At 73.0% G+C, this 23,385-nt stretch carries 17 protein-coding genes; 10 read left to right on the forward strand and 7 right to left on the reverse strand.

What is annotated here, in order from left to right:
* Positions 1 to 6: 6 nt before the first annotated feature.
* The 6 genes from AA23TX_RS13475 to AA23TX_RS13500 are packed head-to-tail and all read left to right on the forward strand — an operon-like array spanning position 7 to position 8,417.
* Positions 7 to 1,563 carry an AMP-binding protein gene (locus tag AA23TX_RS13475; protein WP_155542865.1) on the forward strand — a complete coding sequence of 519 codons (1,557 nt, stop codon included), beginning with the start codon at positions 7 to 9 and terminating at the stop codon, positions 1,561 to 1,563.
* Positions 1,560 to 3,158, forward strand: coding sequence for an acyl-CoA carboxylase subunit beta (locus AA23TX_RS13480; protein ID WP_155542866.1), 1,599 nt, complete (start codon positions 1,560 to 1,562; stop codon positions 3,156 to 3,158). The genes AA23TX_RS13475 and AA23TX_RS13480 overlap by 4 nt, the downstream gene beginning before the upstream one ends.
* Before the next feature lie 4 nt (positions 3,159 to 3,162).
* Positions 3,163 to 5,121 carry an acetyl/propionyl/methylcrotonyl-CoA carboxylase subunit alpha gene (locus AA23TX_RS13485; RefSeq protein WP_155542867.1) on the forward strand — a complete coding sequence of 653 codons (1,959 nt, stop codon included), beginning with the start codon at positions 3,163 to 3,165 and terminating at the stop codon, positions 5,119 to 5,121.
* Complete coding sequence (locus AA23TX_RS13490; protein ID WP_155542868.1) at positions 5,118 to 5,861, forward strand: enoyl-CoA hydratase/isomerase family protein; 744 nt, start codon at positions 5,118 to 5,120, stop codon at positions 5,859 to 5,861. The genes AA23TX_RS13485 and AA23TX_RS13490 overlap by 4 nt, the downstream gene beginning before the upstream one ends.
* A gap of 1 nt (position 5,862) precedes the next feature.
* A complete protein-coding gene (locus AA23TX_RS13495; protein WP_155542869.1) occupies positions 5,863 to 6,654 on the forward strand; it encodes a TIGR03084 family metal-binding protein in 792 nt (263 codons plus the stop codon).
* Complete coding sequence (locus AA23TX_RS13500; RefSeq protein ID WP_155542870.1) at positions 6,651 to 8,417, forward strand: acyclic terpene utilization AtuA family protein; 1,767 nt, start codon at positions 6,651 to 6,653, stop codon at positions 8,415 to 8,417. Before AA23TX_RS13495 ends, AA23TX_RS13500 begins: the two co-directional genes overlap by 4 nt.
* A 13-nt stretch (positions 8,418 to 8,430) precedes the next feature.
* Here AA23TX_RS13500 and AA23TX_RS13505 read toward each other — a convergent pair whose 3' ends face one another.
* From AA23TX_RS13505 to AA23TX_RS13515, 3 genes are read right to left on the reverse strand one after another with little or no spacing between them, the layout of a single operon-like run.
* Positions 8,431 to 9,075 carry an alpha/beta hydrolase gene (locus AA23TX_RS13505; RefSeq protein WP_230862475.1) on the reverse strand — a complete coding sequence of 215 codons (645 nt, stop codon included), beginning with the start codon at positions 9,073 to 9,075 and terminating at the stop codon, positions 8,431 to 8,433.
* Positions 9,072 to 10,250 (reverse strand): acyl-CoA dehydrogenase family protein, encoded by a 1,179-nt coding sequence (locus tag AA23TX_RS13510; protein WP_230862476.1) that lies wholly within the window; start codon positions 10,248 to 10,250, stop codon positions 9,072 to 9,074. The genes AA23TX_RS13505 and AA23TX_RS13510 overlap by 4 nt, the downstream gene beginning before the upstream one ends.
* A 21-nt stretch (positions 10,251 to 10,271) precedes the next feature.
* The gene (locus tag AA23TX_RS13515) at positions 10,272 to 11,225 is read right to left on the reverse strand and encodes a VOC family protein (protein WP_155542871.1); all 954 of its coding nucleotides are present in this window, start codon (positions 11,223 to 11,225) and stop codon (positions 10,272 to 10,274) included.
* Positions 11,226 to 11,375: 150 nt separating this feature from the next.
* Between AA23TX_RS13515 and AA23TX_RS13520 the strand changes: the two genes are divergently transcribed.
* The 3 genes from AA23TX_RS13520 (at position 11,376) to AA23TX_RS13530 (ending at position 16,913) form a co-directional block, all read left to right on the forward strand.
* Positions 11,376 to 12,350, forward strand: coding sequence for an AraC-like ligand-binding domain-containing protein (locus AA23TX_RS13520; RefSeq protein WP_155542872.1), 975 nt, complete (start codon positions 11,376 to 11,378; stop codon positions 12,348 to 12,350).
* Positions 12,351 to 12,519: 169 nt separating this feature from the next.
* The gene (locus tag AA23TX_RS13525) at positions 12,520 to 15,711 is read left to right on the forward strand and encodes a family 78 glycoside hydrolase catalytic domain (protein WP_155542873.1); all 3,192 of its coding nucleotides are present in this window, start codon (positions 12,520 to 12,522) and stop codon (positions 15,709 to 15,711) included.
* A 140-nt stretch (positions 15,712 to 15,851) separates the two neighbouring features.
* Entirely contained in the window at positions 15,852 to 16,913 is a 1,062-nt protein-coding gene (locus AA23TX_RS13530) for a hypothetical protein (RefSeq protein ID WP_230862477.1), read from the forward strand.
* A gap of 38 nt (positions 16,914 to 16,951) precedes the next feature.
* Here the strand turns inward: AA23TX_RS13530 and AA23TX_RS13535 are convergent, their stop codons facing one another.
* The 4 genes from AA23TX_RS13535 to AA23TX_RS13550 all read right to left on the reverse strand — a co-directional run bounded on the left by AA23TX_RS13535 (position 16,952) and on the right by AA23TX_RS13550 (position 22,073).
* Positions 16,952 to 19,045 (reverse strand): iron ABC transporter permease, encoded by a 2,094-nt coding sequence (locus tag AA23TX_RS13535; RefSeq protein WP_338422495.1) that lies wholly within the window; start codon positions 19,043 to 19,045, stop codon positions 16,952 to 16,954.
* 2 nt (positions 19,046 to 19,047) lie between these two features.
* Positions 19,048 to 20,025, reverse strand: a complete 978-nt coding sequence (locus tag AA23TX_RS13540; RefSeq protein ID WP_155542874.1) for an ABC transporter substrate-binding protein — start codon at positions 20,023 to 20,025, stop codon at positions 19,048 to 19,050.
* 35 nt (positions 20,026 to 20,060) lie between these two features.
* Entirely contained in the window at positions 20,061 to 20,900 is an 840-nt protein-coding gene (locus AA23TX_RS13545) for an ABC transporter ATP-binding protein (protein ID WP_155542875.1), read from the reverse strand.
* Between the two features lie 75 nt (positions 20,901 to 20,975).
* A complete protein-coding gene (locus AA23TX_RS13550; RefSeq protein WP_155542876.1) occupies positions 20,976 to 22,073 on the reverse strand; it encodes an ROK family transcriptional regulator in 1,098 nt (365 codons plus the stop codon).
* A 59-nt stretch (positions 22,074 to 22,132) separates the two neighbouring features.
* Here AA23TX_RS13550 and AA23TX_RS13555 point away from each other — a divergent pair, with 59 nt between their 5' ends.
* Positions 22,133 to 23,359, forward strand: coding sequence for an MFS transporter (locus AA23TX_RS13555; RefSeq protein ID WP_155542877.1), 1,227 nt, complete (start codon positions 22,133 to 22,135; stop codon positions 23,357 to 23,359).
* Positions 23,360 to 23,385: the final 26 nt, after the last annotated feature.

Genomic DNA, 23,385 nt, shown 5'->3' on the forward strand with positions numbered 1-23,385 from the left:
GGACTGATGACGGACCACAACCTCGTCCACCGGGTCAACGTCGGCGACGCGCTCACCCGCGTCGCGTTCGCCCACCCGGAGGCCCTCGCCGTGGTCGACGGCGAGCGCCGCTGGACCTACGGCGAGTTCGACACGTGGGTCAACCGGTTCGCCCACGGCCTGCGGGACCGCGGGTACACGACCGGTGACGTCCTCGCGCTGGCGTCGGCCAACAGCGCCGAGTTCCTCGCCGTCTACTACGCTTGCGCGAAGCTCGGGGTCGTCTGCGTCCCGATCAACCTCGGCTGGCGCGCCGACGAAGTCGCTTACGTACTCGGGCATTCGCAGGCCCGCGGCATCGTCGTGGAGCGTCAGCTCGCCGGGGTCATCGCACCTGCGGTGCCCGAAGGGACCGACGTGTTCCTCGCGCCCGGCACCGGCGGCGAAGCCTCCGGGACGGATCTCGACGACGTGCTTTCCGACGACACCACCTCACCCGAGGTCGTCGTCGAGGACCGCGCTCCACTGTCCTATCTGTACACCTCCGGGACCACGGCGGCCCCGAAGGGCGTCGTCGGCACGCACCTGGGGATCCACCTGGAGTCGATGTCGGCCGCCCTCGACTCCGGCTGGCGCGCCGACGACCGGTTCGTCGCGATGATGCCGATGTTCCACACCGCGCAGCTCAACGCCTTCTGCACGCCCGCGATCGTCGTCGGCGCCGCGATCTTCGTCCACCGCGGCTTCGACCCGGACGCGTTCCTCGCCACGATCGAACGCGAGAAGATCACCCAGGTCTTCGGCCTGCCGATGATGTACCGCGCGGCCCTGGAGCACCCGTCGTTCGGCGCGCGGGACCTGTCCTCGCTGCGGCGAGCCGTCTACGCGATGGCGCCGATGCCGGAGGCGCAGATCAAGGCGTGCCTCGACGGCTTCCGCTGCGACTTCGCGCTGCTGTTCGGCCAGACCGAGATGAGCCCGATCACCACGCTCTTCCGCCCCGAGCACCAGCTCTCGCACGTCGGCGCGGTCGGCACCCCGCTCACCGGCGTCCAGGTCGGGATCATGGACCCGGACGGGAAGCTGCTGCCGCGTGGCGAGCAGGGCGAGATCGTCTACCGGGCGCCGTCGACCATGCAGGAGTACCTGCGCAACCCCGAGGCCACGGCCGAGGCGTTCCGGCACGGCTGGTTCCACTCCGGCGACGTCGGGCGGTTCGGGCCGGACGGGGTGCTGTGGTTCGCCGACCGGTACAAGGACGTCATCAAGACCGGCGGCGAGAACGTCGCCTCGATCGAGGTCGAGCGGGCGGTCTACGACACCGAGCCGGACGTCGCCGAGGTCGTGGTCGTCGGGCTGCCGCACGAACGCTGGACCGAGGCCATCACGGCGGTGGTCGTGCCCAAACCCGGGACGCGGATCGACGCCGAGGGCCTGCGGCTGCGCTTGAAGGACCGCCTGGACGGCTACAAGGTGCCGAAGGCCGTGATCGTCGCCGACGAGCTGCCGCGCACGTCCACCGGGAAGATCCAGAAGAACGTGGTCCGGGAGCGGCACGCCGGGCACTACGGGGGAGCGGAATGACGGTCCTGAAATCCCTGCTCGACGTCACGGCCGAGAGCTACGCGACCAACCGGAAGGCCCAGCTGGAGGCACTGGCCAAGCTGGAGGAACAGCTGGAGCTGGCCGTCGCCGGCGGCGGGGAGCGGTACGTCCGGCGGCACCGCGACCGCGGGAAGCTCCCGGTCCGCGAACGCCTCGAACTGCTGCTGGACCCGGACAGCCCGTTCCTGGAGCTGTCCGCGCTCGCCGCGTGGGGCACCGACTTCACGGTCGGCGCCTCGGTGCTCACCGGCATCGGCGTGGTGTCCGATGTGGAGTGCGTGGTCATCGGGCACGACCCGACCGTCCGCGGCGGGGCGATGAACCCGTACTCGCTGCGGAAGACGTTGCGGGCGCTGGAGATCGCCCGCGTCAACCGGCTGCCGGTGGTCAACCTCGTCGAGTCCGGCGGTGCCGACCTGCCGACGCAGGCCGACCTCTTCGTGCCCGCCGGGCGGATCTTCCACGAGCTGACCGAGCTGTCCTCGCTGGGCATCCCGACCCTGGCCATCGTGTTCGGCAACTCGACCGCGGGCGGCGCGTACGTGCCCGGCATGTGCGACTACGCGGTGCTCGTCGACCGCCAGGCCAAGGTGTTCCTCGGCGGCCCGCCCCTGGTCAAGATGGCCACGGGGGAGGAGGCCGACGACGAGTCGCTCGGCGGCGCCGAAATGCACTCCCGCGTCTCCGGCCTCTCCGACTACTTCGCGGTGGACGAGCGCGACGCCATCCGGCTGGGCCGGCGCGTCCTGTCCCGGATCAACTGGCGCAAGCTCGGTCCCGGGCCCACGCGCACGCCGGAACCCCCGCGATTCGACCCCGAAGAGATCCTGGGCATCGTGCCGCCGGACACCAAGGTGCCCTTCGACCCGCGGGAGATCCTCGCCCGCACGGTCGACGGCTCCGACTTCGACGAGTACAAGCCGCTCTACGGCACCTCGCTCGTCACGGGCTGGGCGAGTATCCACGGCTATCCCGTCGGCGTGCTCGCCAACCACCGCGGCGTGCTGTTCAGCGAGGAGGCCAAGAAGGCCAGCGAGTTCATCCTGCTCGCCAACCAGACCGACGTCCCGCTGGTGTTCCTGCAGAACACGACCGGCTACATGGTCGGCACGCGGTACGAGCAGGGCGGGATCATCAAGGACGGCGCCAAGATGATCAACGCCGTCACCAACAGCACGGTCCCGCACCTGACCGTCAACATGGCTTCCTCGTTCGGCGCGGGCAACTACGGGATGTCCGGCCGGGCCTACGACCCGCGGCTGATGTTCGCGTGGCCGGGCGCGAAGCTCGCGGTGATGGGCGCGCCGCAGCTCGCCGGCGTGATGTCGATCGTCGGCCGCGCCTCGGCCGCGTCGCAGGGGCGCGAGTTCGACGAAGAGGCCGACCGGACGCGCACGGCGGCGATCGAGAGCCAGATCGAACGCGAGTCGCACGCCTTCGCCGTCACCGCGCGGTTGTACGACGACGGCATCGTCGATCCCCGTGACACCCGGGACGTGCTCGGGATGTCGCTGTCCGCCGTCCACTCCAACCGCGTCGAGGGCCGGCGTGGCTTTGGCGTCTTCCGGATGTGAACCGATGATCACGAAACTGCTCGTCGCCAACCGCGGGGAGATCGCCGCCCGGGTCATGCGCACCGCGCACGACCTCGGCATCGCCACCGTGGCGGTGTACTCGGACCCGGACGCCGGCGCGCCCTTCGCCCGGCTCGCCGACGAAGCCGTCCGGCTGCCCGGCGCCGCGGCCGCCGACACCTACCTGCGCGGCGACCTCGTCATCGCCGCCGCCCGGGCCACCGGCGCCGACGCGATCCACCCCGGGTACGGGTTCCTGTCGGAGAACGCCGGGTTCGCCCGTGACTGCGCCGAAGCCGGGATCACGTTCGTCGGGCCGTCCCCGGAGGCCATCGCCTCGATGGGCTCGAAGGTCGAAGCCAAGGCCCGGATGGACGCGGCCGGGGTGCCGGTGCTGCCGGGAGCGACCGTCACCGACGACACCGACCTGGCCGCGGTGGCCGCCGGGATCGGGTTCCCGGTGCTGGTCAAGGCCGCGTTCGGCGGCGGCGGCCGCGGCATGCGCGTGGTCCACGACGAGACCGCGCTCGCCGAGGCCGTCGAGGGCGCCCGCCGCGAAGCCGCGTCGGCGTTCGGCGACGGGACGGTGTTCCTCGAACGGTTCGTGGTCGACCCGCGCCACGTCGAGGTCCAGATCCTCGGCGACACCCACGGCGAGGTGGTGCACCTGTTCGAGCGGGAGTGCTCGATCCAGCGGCGGTACCAGAAGATCGTCGAGGAGTGCCCGTCGCCGGCGGTGGACGACGCCTTGCGCGCCGAGCTGGGCGCCGCGGCCGTCGCCGCCGGGAAGGCCATCGGCTACACCGGCGCGGGCACGGTCGAGTTCGTCCTGGACCGGGCCGGCCGGTTCTTCTTCCTGGAGGTCAACACGCGCCTGCAGGTCGAGCACCCGGTGACCGAGCTGGTCACCGGCCTGGACCTGGTCGAGCAGCAGCTGCGGGTCGCCGAGGGGGAGCCGTTGCCGCCGGAGGTCCTCGGCGCGCGGATCGGCGGGCACGCGATCGAGGTCCGGCTCTACGCCGAGGACGTGCCGGCCGGGTTCCTGCCCGCGACCGGGGCGCTGCACCGCTTCCGCGTCCCGTCGCCGCGCGGGGTCCGCGTCGACTCCGGCGTCGAGGACGGTTCGGTCGTCGGCCCGCACTACGACCCGATGCTGGCGAAGGTGATCGCCCACGGCCGCACCCGGCACGAGGCCGCGCGCAGCCTGGCCCGTGCGCTGCGGCACGCCGAACTCCACGGCGTCACGACGAACCGCGACCTCCTCGTCGGCATCCTGGGGGAGGCCGAGTTCCTGGCCGGCCACACGGACACGGGCTACCTGACCCGGCACGACCCCGTCGCGCTGGGTGCTCCCGAAGGCGGTGGCGCGCGGCAGGCCGCCGCGGCGGCGCTGGCCCGGCAGGCCGGCCACCGCCGGGAGGCCCGGGTCCTGCCCGAGATGCCGTCGGGCTGGCGCAACGTCGGCGGCCCGCCCCAGCGGGCCGGCTACCTCGCCGGTGGCGAAACCCTGGACGTCGCGTACTCGGTCCGCCGGTCCGGGCTCCGGCTCACCGTGAACGGCGCTCCGCTCGGCGAGTCGGTCCGGCTGGTCTCCGCGGCACCCGAGCTGGTCGAGCTGGAGATCGACGGCGTCCACCGCGCCTACCGCGTGCACACCCGTGCCGGAACGTCCTATGTGGATTGTCCCGAGGGTTCGGCCGCGCTGGCCGAAATCCCGCGCTTCGCGGACCCGGACGCCGCCGCGGCCGCCGGATCGTTGCTCGCCGCGATGCCCGGTGCCGTGGTGCGGGTCCTCGTCGCCGCCGGCGACGAAGTCGTGACCGGGCAGGCGCTCCTGGTGCTGGAGGCGATGAAGATGGAGCACACGGTCGTCGCGCCGGTCGACGGCTCGGTCGCCGAGCTGCGCGTGCGCCTGGGCGACCAGGTCGACACCGGTCAGGTGCTGGCGGTGGTGGAAGAGTGATTTCCTACGAGGTGCGCAACGGCGTCGCCTGGCTGACGATCGACCGCCCCGAAGCGCGCAACGCCCTGTCCCAAGAGGTCCGGGACGGCCTGTGGGCCGGGACCCGGCGGTTCGTCGCCGACGACTCGGCCGCCGTGCTCGTGCTGACCGGGGCCGGGGACAAGGCGTTCTGCGCCGGCGGTGACCTCAAGGAGATGGCCGAGACGGCGCTCGAGGTCCCGCCGCCGGACTTCCTGCCGCAGTTCGGCCGGAACATCGACGTCCCCAAGCCCACGATCGCCGCGGTCAACGGCGTCGCGTACGCCGGCGGGTTCCTGCTGGCCCAGCAGTGCGACCTCGTCGTCGCGGCCGAGCACGCCCGGTTCGCGGTGACCGAGGTGAAGCTGGGCCGGGGCGCGCCGTGGGCGGCTCCGCTGTCGTGGCTCGTGCCGCCGCGGATCGCCCTGGAGATCCTGCTCACCGGCGACCCGCTCGACGCGCACCGGGCGCGCGAGGCCGGCTTGGTGAACGACGTCGTCCCGTTGGCGCAGCTGCGTTCCCGGGCCCAGGAGCTGGCCGAACGGATCGCGGCCAACGCGCCGCTGTCGGTGCGGGCGGCGAAACAGACCGCCTACCTCTCGCGCGCCGACGCCTACGAGCGGGCCGAAGAGATCTGGGCGCCGGTGTACCGCTCGCGCGACGCCCAGGAGGGGCCCGCCGCGTTCCGCGAGAAGCGCACCCCCGTGTGGGAAGGACGCTGACGTGGCCGTCTCCCTGGACCTGCTGCTGGACGACCTGCTCGCCGAGACCGCCGACGTCGACGCGATGGTCGCCCCGCTCGACGACGTGGGCATCGCCCGGCCCACGCCCGCGGCCGGCTGGACCGTCCGCGACCAGGTCACGCACCTCGCCTTCTTCGACGAGGCCGCGACCCGGGCGGCCGTCGATCCCGGCGGCTTCCGGCAGGCCGCCGAGGCGCTGATGGCCGGCGGCGCGGACTTCCCCGACCGGGTCGCCGCGCAGCACGCGGAGCTGACGGCCGACGAGGTCCGGGCGTGGTTCACCCGAGCCCGGTCCGCGTTCGTCACGGCGTTCCGCGGACGCGACCCGCGCGCCCGGCTGCCCTGGTACGGCCCCGACATGAGCGTGGCCTCGTCGGTCACCGCGCGGATCATGGAGACCTGGGCCCACGGCCAGGACATCGCCGACACCCTCGGCGCACGGCGCGAGCCCACCGACCGGCTGCGCCACATCGCCCACCTCGGCGTGTCGACGACGGCGTTCTGCTTCCGGCTCCACGGCCGCCCGGTACCGGACGTCCCGATCCGCGTCGAGCTGCTCGCGCCGTCCGGTCCACTGTGGACCTGGGGTCCCGCCGACGCCGCCGACCGGGTCGAAGGCACCGCGCTCGACTTCTGCCTGACGGTCACCCAGCGCCGGCACGTCGACGACACCGCGCTGGTCGTGTCCGGCCCGGTGGCCCGGGAGTGGATCGGGATCGCCCAGGCGTTCGCCGGCGCCCCCGGGCCCGGCCGCGAGCGGGCGCGCGCATGAGCCGCCCGGTCCGGATCGCGAACTGCTCCGGCTTCTACGGCGACCGCCTCGCGGCCGCGCGGGAAATGGTCGACGGCGGCCCGATCGACGTCCTCACCGGCGACTACCTCGCCGAGCTGACCATGCTGATCCTCTGGAAGGCCCGCCGCAAGGACCCGGGCGCCGGCTACGCGAAGACGTTCCTCACCCAGGTCGAGCAGGTGCTGGGCACCTGCCTGGACCGCGGCGTCCGGATCGTGGCCAACGCCGGCGGCCTGAACCCGCCGGGGCTGGCCGCCGAGCTCACCGCGCTCGCCGAGCGGCTGGGCCTGCACCCGAAGATCGCGTACGTCGACGGCGACGACCTGGTCGACCGGCTCGGCGAGCTGCGGGCGGCCGGGCACGACCTGGCCCACCTCGACACCGGGCGCAAGCTCGCCGAGGCCGGCGTCGAACCGGTGACCGCCAACGCCTACCTCGGTGGCTGGGGCATCGCCGAAGCACTGGGCGCCGGGGCCGACGTCGTCGTCACCGGCCGCGTCACGGACGCGTCCCTGGTGGTCGGCCCGGCGGCCTGGTGGCACGGCTGGGCGCCCACGGACTTCGACGCGGTCGCGGGCGCGATGGCCGCGGGACACGTGATCGAGTGCGGCCCGCAGGCCACCGGCGGCAACTACGCCTTCTTCGAAGAGGTCACCGACCGGCGGTACCCCGGCTTCCCGATCGCCGAGGTCGAAGCCGACGGGTCGAGCGTGATCACCAAGCACGACGGCACCGGCGGCCTGGTCTCGGTGGGCACGGTCACCGCCCAGCTGCTGTACGAGATCGCCGAACCGGCCTACGCCGGCCCCGACGCGGTCGCCCACTTCGACACCGTGCGACTCGAGCAGGCCGGCCCCGACCGGGTCCGGATCAGCGGCACGCTGGGCAGTCCGCCCGGAGATCGGCTGAAGGTGGCCCTCAACCACGACGGCGGCTACCGCAACACCATGACGCTGGTGCTCACCGGCACCCGGATCGAGGAGAAGGCCGAGTGGGCCGAGCGGCAGCTGTTCGAGCTGCTCGGCGGCAAGGAGCGGTTCGCCGAGGTCGACGTGACCCTCCTGCGGTTCGACCACCCGGACGCGCCGGTGAACGCCGGAGCCACCGCCCACCTGCGGATCACGGTCAAGGACCCGGACCGGGCCAAGGTGGGCCGCCGCTTCTCGAACACGACGATGGAACTGGCGCTCGGCGGCTACCCGGGTTTCCACACGACGACCCCGCCGTCCGCGGAGAGCGGGTTCGGCGTCTACTGGCCGGCCCTGGTCCCGGCGGCGGAGGTTCAGCACCGGGTGACGTTGCCCGACGGCACCCGGCGGGTGATCCCGCACCCGCCGTCCGGTCCACCGCGCACGCTCGCCCCGGCGGCCGAGCCGGGGGTGGTGGTCACCGGACCGGTCCGGAACGTGCCCCTGGGTACGGTGGCGGGCGCGCGTTCCGGCGACAAGGGGGGCAACGCGAACGTCGGCTTCTGGACTCGCACCGACGCGGAATACGGGTGGCTTCGGCACTATCTCGACGAAAGCCGGTTTCGGGCGTTGCTGCCGGAAGCGGCCGGCCTGGAGATCCGGCGCTTCGAGCTGCCTGACCTGCGTGCGCTCAACTTCGTGGTGGTCGGGCTTCTCGGCGCGGGGGTGGCCGCGTCGGCTCGCCCCGATCCGCAGGCCAAGGGGCTCGGTGAATACCTCCGCAGCCGGACCGTCGAGGTGCCGGAGACGCTGCTCGGTGCGGGTGGTCGGTAGCGGCCCGCGCGGGCTACCACCGCCGGCCCGGGCCTCCCGACGCGTGCGCCGCCGCCGTGGTGAGCAACTTCGTCGCCGTCGCGCAGGCTTCGTCGGTGATCACGTGCTCGGTGCCCGGATCGATGCGCAGGTCCACCTCCGCCCCGGCCCGTCGCAGCAGCTCGGCCGTCTCTTCGACGCGGTGCCGCGGCACCCACGGGTCGTCCTCGATGCTCCGCACCACAGCCGGAACTCCGTGCAGGACCCCGCCGTCCGGCGGCGGCAAGGGTGCGCTGCCGATGTAGCCGCCGGTGAACAGCACCAGCCCGGCCACCGGACGAGGCCGGGTGAGCACCGAGTGCGCCAGCAGGCACGCGCCCTGCGAGAAGCCCCACAGCACGACGCGGCCCGGGGCGAAACCGTCCTGGGCGAGCCGGTCGAGGCACGCGTCGACGACCCGCAACGACCGGTCCAGCGCGGGCTGGTTGCGCTCGATCGGCTCCAGGAACGACAGCGGATACCACGTGTTGCCGTCGGCCTCCGGCGCGAAGAACCGCACCGGCGCCGGACCCAGTCGGCGAGCCGTCGCCCGCATGAACGCGGGGTCCTGGTCGCGGCCGTGCACGGCGAGCACCGCCAGCTCGGCGCGGCCGGCCGGCGTGCCCCATTCGACCGTCACGGTGCTTCCCGCAGGTCGAGGAACACCCAGTGCGCGCCGGGTGCGAGGCCGCTGAGCAGCTTGCCGCAGTTCTGGAGCACGACCGGGCCGGAGGTGACGTGCTGCGTGCCGGCGTGCAGGTCGCGGAAGAAGCGTTGCAGGACGCCGTGCCGCAGCGCCGCGGTGCCCGCCCACTTGTAGACCGTCTGGCCCACCGCGTGCACCGACCACGTCGTGGTGGTGAGCATCAGGCGCGTCAGCGTCTCCTGCTCGGTGTCCAGCAGCTCGCCGCGGTCCAAAGTGGCTTCGCTGTCGGCCCAGACCTCCATCGCCCACGCCCGCGACGCGCGCAGCTTCGCCTCCGCCTCGGCGTATTCCGCGTAGAACTGCTGCGTGTCGACGGTCGCGTGCGGACTGCCGGTCTTCTTGGCGGCCAACGCCTTCAGCTCGTCGAGCAGCCGGCGGCCGACGCCGAGCGCCCACCCGGTGTGGCAGATGCCCGCCATGTTCGCCAGTCCCATGCGGTAGATCGCGCCGCCGTGACGGGTCTCGGTGGTCGCGATGCCGTACGTGTGGCTCGACGGCACGAACAGGTCGTCGCAGACGTAGTCGTGGCTGCTGGTCGCGCGCAGGCCCATGACGTCCCAGTTGTCGACCAGTGTCGCCCGGTCCTTGGGCAGCGTGAAGACGAGCACCTCGCCGGTCTCCGCGCAAAGCGCCGCGGTGTGGATGTGCGTCGCCATCGAGATCCCGGACGCGAAGTGCCAGTGCCCGCTGACGCGGTGCCCGCCGTCGGCCCGCACCGCCGTGCCGAGCTTGGTGCCCTGGCCGGCGATCAGCGCGTGGCCGCCGGTGCCGACGTCGGGGTACAGGTCCGCGACGGCGTCCGGGCCGAGGTAGGCGGCCGTCGTCCCGGTGACCATCTGCACGGCCATGAAGGCCCAGCCGACGGAAGCGTCCGCATAGGACAGCCGGGCGATCGTGTCGATCACCTGCCGCGGTGAGAACTCGTAGCCGCCGAGCTCCCGGGGGATGCCGACCTTGAACGCCCCGCTTTCGCGCAGGGCCGCGGCCGTCTCGTCGGGCACGCGGCCGGCCGCTTCGCCCTCTTCGGCGGTTTCCTCGATGAGCGGCGCGATCGCGTCGAGCCGGGCCATGAGAGCGTCGAACTCGTCGCTGACGTGCAGCTGGTTCACGATGACCGTCCTCGGCCGGGATCAGATGTCGATCGGTTCCAGCCGTCCCAGGATCTCGTCGCGGCGGTGCTCGAACTGCTCGGGCAGCTGGAACCGGGTGCCCAGCTCGTGCGGGGACTCGTCGCAGGTCCACCCGCCGTCGGCGTGGGTCACGGCCAGCTCGAACAGCGCGCCGCTCGGGGTGCGCACGTAGACGCTCTTGAAGTACTTGCGGTCCTTCAGCTCGGAGATGTCGGTGTAGCCGCGCCCCTCGATCTCGAACTTCACCGCGTCCTGGTTCTCCAGCGTGGCGACGTTCCACGCGAAGTGGTGGTAGGTGCCGGCGCCGTAGCTCCAGGTGCCCTGGTCGTCGGTGCGGTTGACGGTGATCTCGAGGTGGTTGCCGTGCTTGGCGTCGCCGATCCGCAGCCCGACGACGTCGCCCTCTTCGGCGAGGGTGTCCTGGGCGAAGAACGACTCGCCGGCGAACTCCACCATCCGGTCGGGGGTGGCCATGTGCACGCCGACGCCGTGGATGCCGTGGATGGCGTGCTCCGGCGGCACCCCGTGGCCGGCGTGGCCCACGCGCTCGTCGCCGTCGGCGCCGACGAACCGGTACTCGATGCCCGACGGGTGCCGGAACGCGAGCCGGCGCTGCCCGAACCGTTCGACGTCGGTGACCTCGATGTCGTGCGCGGTCAGCCTGCCGTGCCAGAAGTCCAGCGAGTCCGCCGGCACGGACAGCAGGACCTCGCGCGCCTGGTTGGTGCCGCGTTTGCCGTAGAAGCCCGCCTGCGCCCAGGGAAAGGTCGTGACGACGCTCGACGGGTCGCCCGCGGCGTTGGAGTAGTACAGGTGGTAGATCGGCAGGGAGCCGTCGAACAGGACCGTGCGCTTGATGAAGCGCATCCCGAGGATCTTGACGTGGAAGTCGACGTCCTCCTGGGCGTCGGCCACGGAGAGCGTCACGTGGTGCGAACCCTGTACGTAGGTCATGGTGGCTCCTCCACACTGAGATGTCCGCCGGAGCGAACTGTAGGAACGGCGCGGGCGCGCGTGTGGCGCCGGAGCGCACGGCCGTGTCGAACCCGCGCACCTTCGGCCCGCGGCGAGGTACCGTGGGCGGACCGACCGTGGAGCGCGACGATGACGTCATTCACAGCCCTTTCGGAGCAGTTCGACGGCGTGGCGCCCCGCCCGATCACGCTGACGTCCTGGGCGGACGCCGTCCGGCGCAGCGTGCTGAGGTTCGAGTTCGACTGCGACCGGCCGGACCGGTTCACCGGCCGGGTCCGGGACCGGCGCCTGCACGGGGTCAGCTTCGTCGACATGGCCTCCGGGCGGCACGCCGCCTACCGCGACCACAGCACGATCCGGCCCGCCGACGCCGGGTTCTACGTGCTCACCCTGCAGCTCGCCGGCGAGATCCGCATCGCGCAGGACGGCCGGGTCGCGACGCTGACGCCCGGCCTGTTCGCGCTCTACGACTCCGGCAAGCCGGCCACGCTCACCGTCGGCGACGGCTACCGCTCCACCTGCATCCGGTTCCCCAAGACCGCGATCACGCCGCGCCGGGAAGACCCGCTGGCCGAGATCACCGCGCGGCCGTTCGCCTGCGCGCCGGGCCTCACCGACACGGTGTGGAGCACGGTGCTCAGCGTCAACCGCAACCTCGAGTCGCTGGGCGTGCACGGCCCCGCCACCGTCCGGTCCCTGATGACCCTCGTCGGCACGATGCTGCGCGCCGAGCTCGGCCACCGCGTCCCCGTGCGGCCGCCGCGGGAGGAGCTGCTCGAACGGATCCTCGACCACATCGACGCCCACCTGGCCGACGCCGGGCTCGGCCCCGGTTCGATCGCGGCCGCGCACTTCCTCTCGCCGCGGTCCCTGCACGTCCTGTTCGAGCGGACCGGCACCACGGTGGCCGGCCGCATCCGCGAGCGGCGCCTCGAACGCTGCCGGCTCGACCTTGCCGACCCGGCCCTCGCCCACGTCCCGGCGTCGGCCATCGGGGCGCGGTGGGGCTTCGCCGGTGCCTCGCACTTCGGGCAGGTCTTCAAGCGGGAGAGCGGCCTGACCCCGGCGGAGTTCCGCCGTCGGACCACCGCCGGGCTCGGGTGAGCGATCGGCGCGGTCCGGTCACGCGCACCGGGCGGCGCCTCTTGTCATCGCGAAGAGCTTCTGCCTACGATGACCTCCGTCCCAGGAATTGAAACGATTCATTTTCCGGCTCGCGATCACTCGTGGCCGATTCCGGTCCCGCCGACCTGTCACCGCAGAGAGGAACGCGATGATCTCGCGCCTGATGACGGCTTCGTCGGCCCTGCTGACCCTGCTCGTCCTGGGGGTGACTCCCGCCGGGGCCTATCCCGCCGCCGCGGCCGGCGTCGAGGCCGGCGGCCTGCGGGTCGAGCACCAGGTCGACCCGCTCGGGGTGGACGTCGCCCGGCCGCGGCTCGGCTGGGTCCTGAACGCCGGCCGCGACGTGCGCGGTGCCCGCCAGTCGGCGTACCGGATCGCGGTGTCGACCCGGCGCGGCGGCCCGGCCGACGTCTGGGACAGCGGCGAGGTGCCGTCGGCGCAGTCCTTCGACGTCGCCTACGGCGGCCCCGCGCTGCACCCGCGCACCCGCTACTTCTGGCGGGTCCAGGTCCGGGACGCCGACCGGCGGCTTTCGCGGTGGAGCGAGCCGGCGTCGTTCGAGACGGCTTTCCTCGCCCCGGGCCAGTTCCGGGGCGACTGGATCGGCGCGCAGGCGTCCGCGGCCCCACCGTCGTTCGACGGCACGAGCTGGATCTGGTACCCCGAAGGCGCTCCGGCCGACTCGGCGCCGGCCGGCACGCGGTACTTCCGGCGCGCGGTCGACCTGTCCGCCGATCGGATCACCGCGGCCCGGCTCGAACTCACGGCCGACGACAGCTTCACCGTGTACGTCAACGGACAGCAGGTCGCCGCATCCGCGCGCGTGGCCGACTCGTGGCGCACGGCGACCGTCGTCGACATCTCGACCGCCCTGCACGCCGGGCGCAACGTGATCGCGGCCGAGGCGGCCAACGCCTTGCCGGGCCCCGCCGGGCTGCTGGGCAAGCTCCGGGTGGAAAGTCAGGGCGCGCCGGTCGAGCTCGTCACCGACGGCTCGTGGAAATCCTCGGACAGCGCCGCGGCCGGCTGGCAGCAGCCGAGCTTCGACGACACGGCTTGGCCGCAGGCGCTGGTGGCCGCTCCGTACGGCGGCGGCCCGTGGGGCAGCTCGGTCACCACGCAGCCCCCGCCGGAACCGTTGCTGCGCAAGGAATTCACCGCGGACAAGCCGATCCGGTCGGCGCGCGCGTACATCGCCGGGCTCGGCTACTACCGGCTCTACCTCAACGGCGGCCGGATCGGCGACCACGAGCTCGACCCGGGGTTCACCGTCTACGACAAGACCGCCCTGTACGCCACCTACGACGTCACGGACGCCCTGCGCAAGGGCGGTAACGCGGTGGGGGTGAGCCTGGGCCGCGGGTACTACGCGATGACGAATCCCGATGAGTGGCTGGCTTCGCCCTGGCACAGCGAACCCAAGCTGAAGTTCGAGCTCGACATCACCTACCAGGACGGCAGCACCGGGCAGGTGACCAGCGGCGGCGACTGGAAGCTCGCCGACGGGCCCACCCGCTCGGAATCGCTCTGGTTCGGCGAGACCTACGACGCACGGCAGGAGAAGCCGGGCTGGAACCGTCCCGGGTTCGACGACGCCGGCTGGCGGCCCGCGGTGGCCGTGCCCGCACCCGCGGGCACGCTCCGCGCCGAAGCGTTCCCGCCGATCAAGGCGACGGAGAAGCTGCCGATCACCGGCGTCACCACGCCCGCCGACGGCGTGCGCGTCTACGACGTCGGCGGCCCGACGGCGGGCTGGGCGCGCGTCGCCGTGCACGGACCGGCCGGCGCCGAGGTGAAGATCACCTACGGCGAGAAGCTGCGCCCGGACGGCACCGTGGACAACATCGGCGGCTTCGGCATGCAGCTGCAGTCCTATTCGTACGTCCTCAATGGACGCGGCTCGGAAAGTTACCGGCCCGCCTACAGTTACGCGGGCTTCCGCTACTTCCAGGTCACCGCGCCGGCGGGCGTCACCGTCGAGTCGGCCGACGCGGAGCGCGTCCACACGGCCGTCGCCACCACCGGTGACTTCACCAGCTCCAGCGACCTGCTCAACCGCTACGACGACGCCGAAGCGAACACGATCCTGAACAACCTGCACTCCGTCCCGACCGACACCCCGATGTACGAGAAGCGGCCCTACACCGCGGACGCGCACCTGTCGGCCGATGCGGCGATCGCGCACTTCGACATGCGGGACTTCTACGAGAACTGGATGCGCGAGCACCGGGACGACCAGAACCCGGACGGGACGATCGGCCAGACCGTCCCCGCGACGATCGGCGGCAAGAAGGTCGCGGACCCCGTCTGGTCGGCGAGTCTCGTCCTGATCACCTGGGATCTCTACTGGTACTACGGCGATACGCGCGCGCTCGCCGAAAACTACGACGCGATGAAGGCGTGGCTCGGCTACTACGAGCGGGACATCGCCGAGACCGGGAACATCTACACGGGCTTCAGCTACGGCGACTGGCTCGCGCCCGGCGCCGCGAACCCGCCCGAGGGCACCCGGCTTTCCGGCACCGCCTACATCCACAAGACCGCCACGACGATGGCCGAGATCGCGCGCGCTCTCGGCCGTGACGCCGACGCCGCGCACTTCGACGCGTTCGCGGGCACGGTCGCGAACGCGCTCAACGCGACCTTCTTCGACAAGGCGGCCGGGGCCTACTACGACGACCGCGCGGCCGGGTACCGCCAGACGTCCAACCTGCTGCCGTTGAGCCTGGACATCGTGCCCGCGGCGGACCGCCCGGCCGTCGTCACGCACCTGGTCGACGACATCAAGGCGCGCGGCGTCCACCTGAACACCGGCGCACTGGGGACGAAACTCATCCTCCCGGCGCTCACCGACGCCGGCTACGGCGACCTCGCCTACCAGGTGGCCACCACCCCGACGTATCCCGGCTGGGGCTACTGGTTCGAAGGTCTGGGTGCCACGACGATGTGGGAGGAATGGCCGGCGACTTCCCGTTCGCACGACCACGCGTTCCTCGGCACGGTCGACGACTGGCTCTACCAGCGCGTCGCGGGGATCGAGCCGGCGGCGCCCGGCTACACGGCGGTGAAGATCCGGCCGCACCCGGTCGGCGACCTCGCGAACGCGTCCGCGCACGTCGAATCCCCGCTGGGGCAGGTGAGTTCGGCGTGGACCCGTGACCACGGCCGCTTCACGCTGCGCGCCGGGGTCCCGGCCGGAGCGACGGCCGAGATCTCCGTTCCCGCGCGGGACGGCCGAGCCGTCCAGGCGCCCCCGGGTGCCCGGTTCGACGGGATGCGCGACGGCTACGCCACCTTCCGCGTCGGATCGGGGGAATATGTTTTCCGTTCCGCGATGTAGAGCCGGACAGGCGCGAAATGGGCGTACCGCGACACTCGTCCCTTTGCTCCCCAGCCGATCGGCGTCCCGGGCTTTCCCGCTTCGCCGGGGCCGGTACGCTTCCGCGGCCGAGCACACGGACTGACTGGGGACGACGAGCCATGGACATCGCTACCGGCGCGGACAGGGTGCGCGTCCACGAACCCGTGCCGAACGTGCCGTCGGGGGCGGAGCCGCTGTTCGCCGGCTACGTCCGCCTGCTGACCAAGGCGACCGTCGTCCGGATGGTGCTGAGCGGGGTGCTCGTCACCTTCGGGGTGGTGCTCGTGCTGACCGAACGGCGGGGGAGTGCGCTGCCGTACTTCTACTTCGCCGTCTTCGGGCTCACGCTGGCGCAGTGGAGCTACGTCCTGAGCCTGTATGTGCGGTTGCGGCGCCATTTCGGGGAGCCTTACCACCGGTTCGACGTCGCCCCGGACGGGTTGCTGGTGAAGGGGACGCGGGTGTCGGCCCGGCTGCCGGACGGGCGGTGGCTGCGGACCCGGCTCCCGGCCGGGGCGAGGACGCAGCTGGCCGGCGAGCGGCGGCTGTGGGTGCTCGGCACCGGTCCGCGGGTGTTCGTCCGCCCGCCCGGCGCGATGTGGGTGCGGGCCGGGCGGATCGAGGACGCGCCGCACCCGGGAGCGAAACCGGCGGAGCCCGTCTCGCGCCACCCGACCCCGCCGCGGCTCGACCCGGTGCTCGCAGCGCAGCGCGCGTTCCAGGTCCGGCGCACGCTGGTCTCGGCGGTGATCTTCCTGGCGGTGGGCGCGGCGGGGCTGGCCATGGTCCCGATCGTGCGGTTCGACCCCGACGGCATCGCGGGTCCGGCCGCGGTGGGCGGCCTCGCCGGCGGCAGCACGGTGTCCCTGTTGCTGGGGTTGCTGATGGTCGCCGGCATCCTCCGGATCCGCCGGCCGATCACCGAGGAGACGTGGGTGGAGCTGAGGGTCGCCCTCGACGCGCCTCTCGCACCCCGCACCCCCGGCGCGGTCCGGCTGACGGGCTGGGCCCTGCACCCGGACGGCCGCCAGACCCGCTTCCGGCTGGTGGCGGACGTCTCACTGGCCGCGAATGTCGCGACGACGGGGCAGTTGTGGCTGCAGGGGTATCCACGGCCGGGTAAGCCTTCGAAGGCCGGGGTTCCGGGTTATCCGTGTGGGGGCAGCTTCCGGTTGGCGTGAGCGCGGATCGGGTTGCTGTGGTTGGGGTTCCTCGCGGGTCACCGTCCCCCGTGGGACTTCGTGCGGTGCCGGTAAAGCAGCCACACGAAATACGGCGCCCCGATGATCGCGGTCATCAAGCCGGCCGGGAGCTGGCCGGGGGCGATCACCGTGCGGCCGACCACGTCCGCCGCGCAGACCAAGATCCCGCCCAGCAACGCCGCCGTCGGCAGCAGGCGGGAATGCCGGCTGCCCACGATCGCGCGGGCCGCGTGCGGGGCGACCAGCCCGACGAACGTCAGCACCCCGACCCCCGCCACCGCCGCGCCGGTCAGCAGGACCGCGCACGACAGCAGCAGCAACCGCGTCCGGCCTACCGGCACGCCCAGCACCCGTGGTGTCTCGTCGTCCAGGGACAGCAGGTCCAGCTCGCGCCTCATCCGGACCAGCACGGGCGTCACCAGCAGCACCACCAGCGCCATCGGCAGCAGGTGCGTGAAGGTCCGGCCGTAGGTCGAGCCACCCAGCCAGGTCAGCGCCTTGGTCTCGTTCCACGGGTCGGACAGCGTGATCAGCAGCGCCACCAGCGCCTGCGATGCCGCGTGCACGCCGAAACCGATCAGCACCAGGCGTTCGCTCGTGAAGCCGCCCCTTGCCGCCACGGCGAAGACCACCGCCATCGCCAGGGCGGCACCCAGGCCCGCGGACCCGGTCAGCGCCCAGAACCCGACCCCGGACACCCCCGTGATCACCACGACCGCGCCGAGGCCCGCGCCGCCGACGACGCCGATCATCCCCGGTTCGGCCAGCGGGTTGCGGGCGACCGCCTGGGTGAGCGCGCCGCCCAGCGCCAGCGCCGCGCCCGCCAGCAGCGCGGCCGCCACGCGAGGCACGCGGGTGTCCAGCACCCCGGTGACGATCGGGCCCGCCTGGCCGGCCGCCCAGTTGACGACGTCGCCCAGCAGCAGCTTCGCGTCCCCGAGCAGGACCGCTCCCACCGCGACGCCGACCGCCCCGAGCATCAGCAGCCCCAGCACCACGCCGTACCGGAGCGCGCTCACCCCGCCGCGCGCGCCGGCCGCGGGCGGCTCGGCGGTCGCGGACGTGATCCGCGCCGTGCGGGCCAGTACCACGAGGAAGACGGCGCCGAGGATGATCGTCACGACCCCCGTCGGCACTTCCAGGGCCCGTTGCGGGCTGATGATCGTGCGCAGCAGCACATCGGCGCCCAGCAGGAGCGCCGCGCCCAGCGCCGCGGAAAACGGGAGCAGCACGGCGTGCCGGTGCAGGCCCGGCACCGCGGACGTGAGCAGCCGGGCCAGGGCCGGCGCGGCGAGGCCGACGAAACCGATCGGCCCGGCCAAGGTCACCGCCGACGCGGCCAGCAGGACGGCCAGCCCGATCGCGGCGACGCGGACCCGTCCGACGTGGACGCCCAGCGTCCGGGCGTGGTCGTCGCCGAGGTGGATCAGGTCGAGCCGCCGGGCCAGGCCGAGCAGCGCGACCAGCGCCAGGCCGGCGAGGGGACCGAGCGTGCGGACGCCGCCGAGCCCGTTCTGCTCCAGCGATCCCTCGCCCCAGGCGAACAGGCCGCGGGTTTCCTGGGCGTACAGCAGAAGCAGGACCTGGGTCACGGAGACCAGCGCGAGCGCGATCGCGGTGCCCGCCAGCACCAGCCGCACGATCCCGGTGCCGCCGGTGCCGGACAGCGCGAGCACGACCACGGCCGCGGCCAGCCCGCCCGCGAACGCGACACCGGCCGCGCCGAGCAGCGGCAGCGAGACGCCGAACGCCGCGACGGCGACCACCGCCAGGTGCGCTCCGGCGTTGACGGCCAGGGTGTCCGGCGACGCCAGGATGTTGCGGGACACCGACTGCAGCGCCGCGCCGGCGACGCCGAGCGCGGCCCCGACGACCAGCGCCGCGAGCAGCCGCGGCAGCCGCGACTCGACGACGACCGCGGTCGTGTCGCCGCCCGCGCCGCCGAACACCAGCCGCAGCACGTCGAGCGCGTCCACGTTCGCGGTGCCCTGCGTCAGGTGCACGGCCGAACCGGCCACGATCAAGACGGCGAGCCCGATCCCGAGCAGCGCCGCCCGCCCGCGTCGCCGGCGGGCGAGCACGGGCGGCCGGGGCTCGGTCAAAGTGGCCACCGCTATCCCTTCAAGGCGCCGATGGCCGCGTCGACGAACTGCTCCATGGACTTCGGGCCGCCGAACATCCAGAGGGAGTCCGGGAAGCGGTGCACCTTGCCGCTCTTGACGAACGGGAGGTTCCGCCAGATCGCGTTGCCGGCCAGCTCCTGCTGGTACGGGTCGCCTTCGGCGTTGTTGGCGATGTACCAGAACCGCACGTCGGGCAGCTGCGTCAGGCCTTCGACGTCGGCCTGCGCGAGCCCGTAGGCCGGGTCGCCCGCCATCGTCCAGGCGCTTTCGAGGCCGAGCCGGCCGAACACCGCGGACACCAGCGCGCCCTGGGTGTAGGGCCGGATGCTGACCGAGCCCGAGGTGACGTAGGCGTCGGAGAACGCGACTTTCTGGCCCGCGGCGCCCAGTTTCCCGACTTCGGCCCGGCCCGCGGTGAGCTTCTCCTCGAACGCGGACTTCAGCTGCGCGGCCTTCGCCTCGGTGCCGGTGGCTTTCGCGATGGTGTCCAGGTTGGCGTACATCCCGGCGATCGGGTCCTGGGCGGTGCCGCCCTTGATGACGATCACCGGCACCTTCGCCTCGATCTGCTCGAGCGCCCCTTCGGTCACGCTGTCGGTGACGATCACGAGGTCCGGCCCCAGCGAGCCGAGCGCGTCGAGGCTCGGCTCGCCGCGGGTGCCGATGTCCTTCGCGGTGCCGTCGAGCTTCTCGGCGCTGACCCACTGGCCGTAGCCCTTGATGTCGGACACGCCGACCGGGGCGACGCCGAGCGACAGCAGGTGCTCGACGGCGTTCCATTCGGTCGCCGCGACGCGCTTGGCCGGGCCGGGCAGCTTGACCTCCTTGCCGCGCGAGTCGACGACCGTGACCGGGCCGGCGGTGCTCGCGGTGGCGGCGCCGCTCGTGGGCTCTTCGGTGGTGCCGCAGGCGGCCACGAAGAACGTGGCGGCCGCGGACAGGCCGAGGATCAGCCGGGTGATCCGCATGTGTCTCCTTGGTGTTTCCGATGACGGCGTACCGGTCAGACCGACGCGGTGCGCGCTCCCGAAGCGTTGAAGCGGCCGACCGCGCGGGTGTGGATCCGCCCGTCGGCCGGGTCGAGCACGACGTCGACGCGGATGCCGTACGCCCGGCTCAGGTGGGCCGGGGTCAGCACGTCGGCGGGGGCACCTTCGCCGGTGACCCGGCCGTCTTCCAGCAGCAGCACCCGGTCGGCGACCGCCGCCGCCTGGTCGAGGTCGTGCAGCACCACCCCGACCCCGACACCGTGGTGGTCGGCGAGGTCGCGGATGACGTCGAGGATCTCCACCTGGTACCGCAGGTCGAGGAAGGTCGTGGGTTCGTCGAGCAGCAGCAGCGCGGTGTCCTGGGCCAGGCAGGCGGCGAGCCACACCCGCTGCGCCTGCCCGCCGGAGAGGGCCTGCACCGGCCGGTCGGCGAGGGCGGAGAGACCGGTCAGCTCCAGCGCGCGCTCGATAGCCGCGGGGCCCTCGGGGTCGCGGCCGCCCCAGCGGGACCGGTGCGGGTGCCTGCCGAACTCGACCAGCTCCCGGACGCACACGCCGCCGGGCGCGGTCCGCTGCTGCGACAGCAACGTGATCCGCTTGGCGATGTCCTTTCCGGACAGTGCGCGCAGGTCCGCACCGTCGGCGAAGGTGACCGAGCCGGCGACCGGCGGGTGCAGCCGCGCCAGCGCGCGCAGCAGCGTCGACTTCCCGCTGCCGTTCGGGCCGATGAGCGCGGTCACCGTGCCCGCGTGCAACGAGACGGACGCGGCGCGCACGACGACGTCGCTGCCGTAGGCGACGTCGATCTCACGCGCGTGGACACCGGTTTCGGCGCGGTGGGGGACGAGGGGCACGGGAGGACAATAAGGGCACCTCACCTAACTACAAGAATTGTGGTGCCTGGCACAGCGAGCCGCGGACGGCGTGGGTCAGCGGCTCGCGGTGGCGGGCTCGCGCGGCCGGGCCGGGTCGGGGAGGCCGTAGCGGGCGTTGAGCACCTGCATGGCCGCGCCGGCCGCCACGACGTCCGTGCCCAGCGACGTCAGGGAGACTTCGACGGTCAGCCAGCCGGCGCCCGGCAGCTGGGTGCGCACGGCGTGCTCGACGGCTTCCCGGTAGAGGTCGCCGTGGGCGAGGAGGTCCGCGCCGCCGAGGACGATGTGGCCGAGGTCGAGCGTCTGCAGGAGGTTGACCACGCCGGTCGCGAGCACGGCGGCGGCCGTCGCGGGGTCGGGGGCCCGCTCGTGCACGGCTTCCAGGCAGCCGTGCCGGCCGCAGGCGCAGAGCGGGCCGTCGAGCTGGACGACGGCGTGGCCGAACTCGCTGGCGTTGGTGTGCGCGCCGCGGTGGGCGGCACCGCCCAGCCACAGGCCGGCCCCGACCCCGGCGTCGACGACGACGAGAGCCGCGTCGCGGAAGGCGGTTCCGCGGCGCCAGGCCTCGGCTGTGACCCCGGCGGTGACGTCCTTGTCCAGGACCACGGGCAGGCCCAGCCGCTTTTCGGCGAGGTCGGCCAGCGGCACGTCGCGCCAGTGCCGCAGCCGGTGGGCGCCGCGGACGGTGCCGGTCGACTGGTCGAGCGGCCCGATCATGCCGATGCCGACCCCGGCGAGCTCCGGAGTGCTCAGGCGGTGCTCGGCGATCATCGTCGTGACGCCGGCGGCCAGCTCGGCCAGCAGCTGGTCCGGCGTGAAGTCGGCGGGCAGCGGCGTCGCGGCCGACGCGCGGACCGTGCCGGCCAGGTCGGTGAGGACCAGGCGCAGTTCGCGGCGGGTGACGTGCGCGCCGATCGCCCAGCGGCTGCCGGGGACGAGCCGGTAGACCGCGGCCGGCTTGCCGCGCGGCGGGCGCCGCACCCCGGCCGGCTCGAGCAGGCCTTCGTCGACCAGGCGGGCCAGCACCTTGGAGACGGCCTGCGGGGTCAGCCCGGTGACCTCGGCGACGGTGCCGCGCTCGAGCGTGGGCACGGTCCGGGCCAGCGCGATCACCAGCGCTTCGTGGTAGTCCCGCAGGAAAGCCAGGTGCACGGCGTCACCCTACCGCCGGGCCCTGGTATTAACGCAACAGCGTTGCTAAAGTCGCCGGAATGGACGACCTCACCCGACGACGACGCTGGGCGGCCCTGCTCGCCCTGGCCCTCGGCTCGGTGGCGATCGGGCTGACCGAGTTCGTGCCGGCCGGGCTGCTGCCGGAGATCGCGAGGAGCGTGCTCGGGAACGCCGAACCGGACTCGGTCGCGCGAGCGGGGTGGATGATCACCGCGTACGCGCTGGGCGTGGTCGTCGGCGCGCCGGTGCTCGCCACGGTCACCGCGCGGATGCGGCGCAAACGCCTGGTGCTCGGGCTGCTGGTGCTGTTCGTGCTCGGCACGGTCGCGTCCGCGGTGGCGGCGACGTTCGGCTGGGTGCTGGTGGCCCGGTTCGCCGCGGGCCTGCCGCACGGCGCGTACTTCGGGGCCGCGGGTCTGCTGGCGGCGACGCTGATGGGGCCGGGCAGCGAGGGGCGCGGGTTCGCCGTGGTGCTGAGCGGGCTGACGGTGGCCAACGTGGCGGGTGTCCCGGTGATCACCCGGCTGGGGCAGGCCGCGGGGTGGCGGACGGCGTACCTGATCATCGCCGGGGTCTTCCTGCTCGCGCTGATCGCGGTGGCGGCCACGGTGCCCGACGCGCCGGCGGCGGGCGGATCGCCGGCCGACGAGCTGCGCACGTTGCGCCGGCCGCAGGTGTGGCTGGTCGCGGCGACGGCGTCGATCGGCATCGCCGGGTTCTTCGCCGTCGACAGCTACCTGGCGCCGATCACGACGTCGGTCACCGGACTGTCGCCGGGCGCGGTCCCGTGGGCCCTCGTGGCGGTCGGCCTCGGCATGACGGCGGGCAACTTCCTGGGCGGCTGGCAGGCCGACCGGAACCTGCAGCGGGCCATGGTGGCGGGCTTCGCCGCGGTGATCGCCGCGAACGTCTACTTCGGACTGATGGTGGGCTCGGCGTTCGGCCTGTTCACGGGCGCGTTCCTGATCGGCGGCACGATCCTGTTCCTGGGCCCGGTGCTCCAGGCCCGCCTGATCGCGGTGGCCCCGGGAGCCCAGCTGATGGGCGCGGCGCTGAACCAGTCGGCGTTCAACACGGCGAACAGTCTCGGTGCGGCGTTGGGGAGTGTGGTGATTTCGGTGGGTCTGGGTTATCGCGCGACGGCGTGGGCCGGGGTGGTGGTGAGCGCGATCGGGTTGGCGCTGGCCGTGGTCGGGTTCGCGGTGGATCGGCGCCGCCGCCCCGGGAAGCCCACCGAAGATCTGGTCCCCTGTCTCAAACCGTGAAGTGATCGGGGTCGGCCGGCAGCCGC

This window comes from Amycolatopsis camponoti (assembly GCF_902497555.1).
GTDB lineage: Bacteria > Actinomycetota > Actinomycetes > Mycobacteriales > Pseudonocardiaceae > Amycolatopsis > Amycolatopsis camponoti.

Coding starts and splice junctions, on each gene's coding strand:
- AA23TX_RS13475 (WP_155542865.1), top strand. CDS start 7: ATGACGGACCACAACCTCGTCCACCGGGTCAACGTCGGCGACGCGCTC.
- AA23TX_RS13480 (WP_155542866.1), top strand. CDS start 1,560: ATGACGGTCCTGAAATCCCTGCTCGACGTCACGGCCGAGAGCTACGCG.
- AA23TX_RS13485 (WP_155542867.1), top strand. CDS start 3,163: ATGATCACGAAACTGCTCGTCGCCAACCGCGGGGAGATCGCCGCCCGG.
- AA23TX_RS13500 (WP_155542870.1), top strand. CDS start 6,651: ATGAGCCGCCCGGTCCGGATCGCGAACTGCTCCGGCTTCTACGGCGAC.
- AA23TX_RS13515 (WP_155542871.1), bottom strand. CDS start 11,225: ATGACCTACGTACAGGGTTCGCACCACGTGACGCTCTCCGTGGCCGAC.
- AA23TX_RS13520 (WP_155542872.1), top strand. CDS start 11,376: ATGACGTCATTCACAGCCCTTTCGGAGCAGTTCGACGGCGTGGCGCCC.
- AA23TX_RS13525 (WP_155542873.1), top strand. CDS start 12,520: ATGATCTCGCGCCTGATGACGGCTTCGTCGGCCCTGCTGACCCTGCTC.
- AA23TX_RS13530 (WP_230862477.1), top strand. CDS start 15,852: ATGGACATCGCTACCGGCGCGGACAGGGTGCGCGTCCACGAACCCGTG.
- AA23TX_RS13540 (WP_155542874.1), bottom strand. CDS start 20,025: ATGCGGATCACCCGGCTGATCCTCGGCCTGTCCGCGGCCGCCACGTTC.
- AA23TX_RS13555 (WP_155542877.1), top strand. CDS start 22,133: ATGGACGACCTCACCCGACGACGACGCTGGGCGGCCCTGCTCGCCCTG.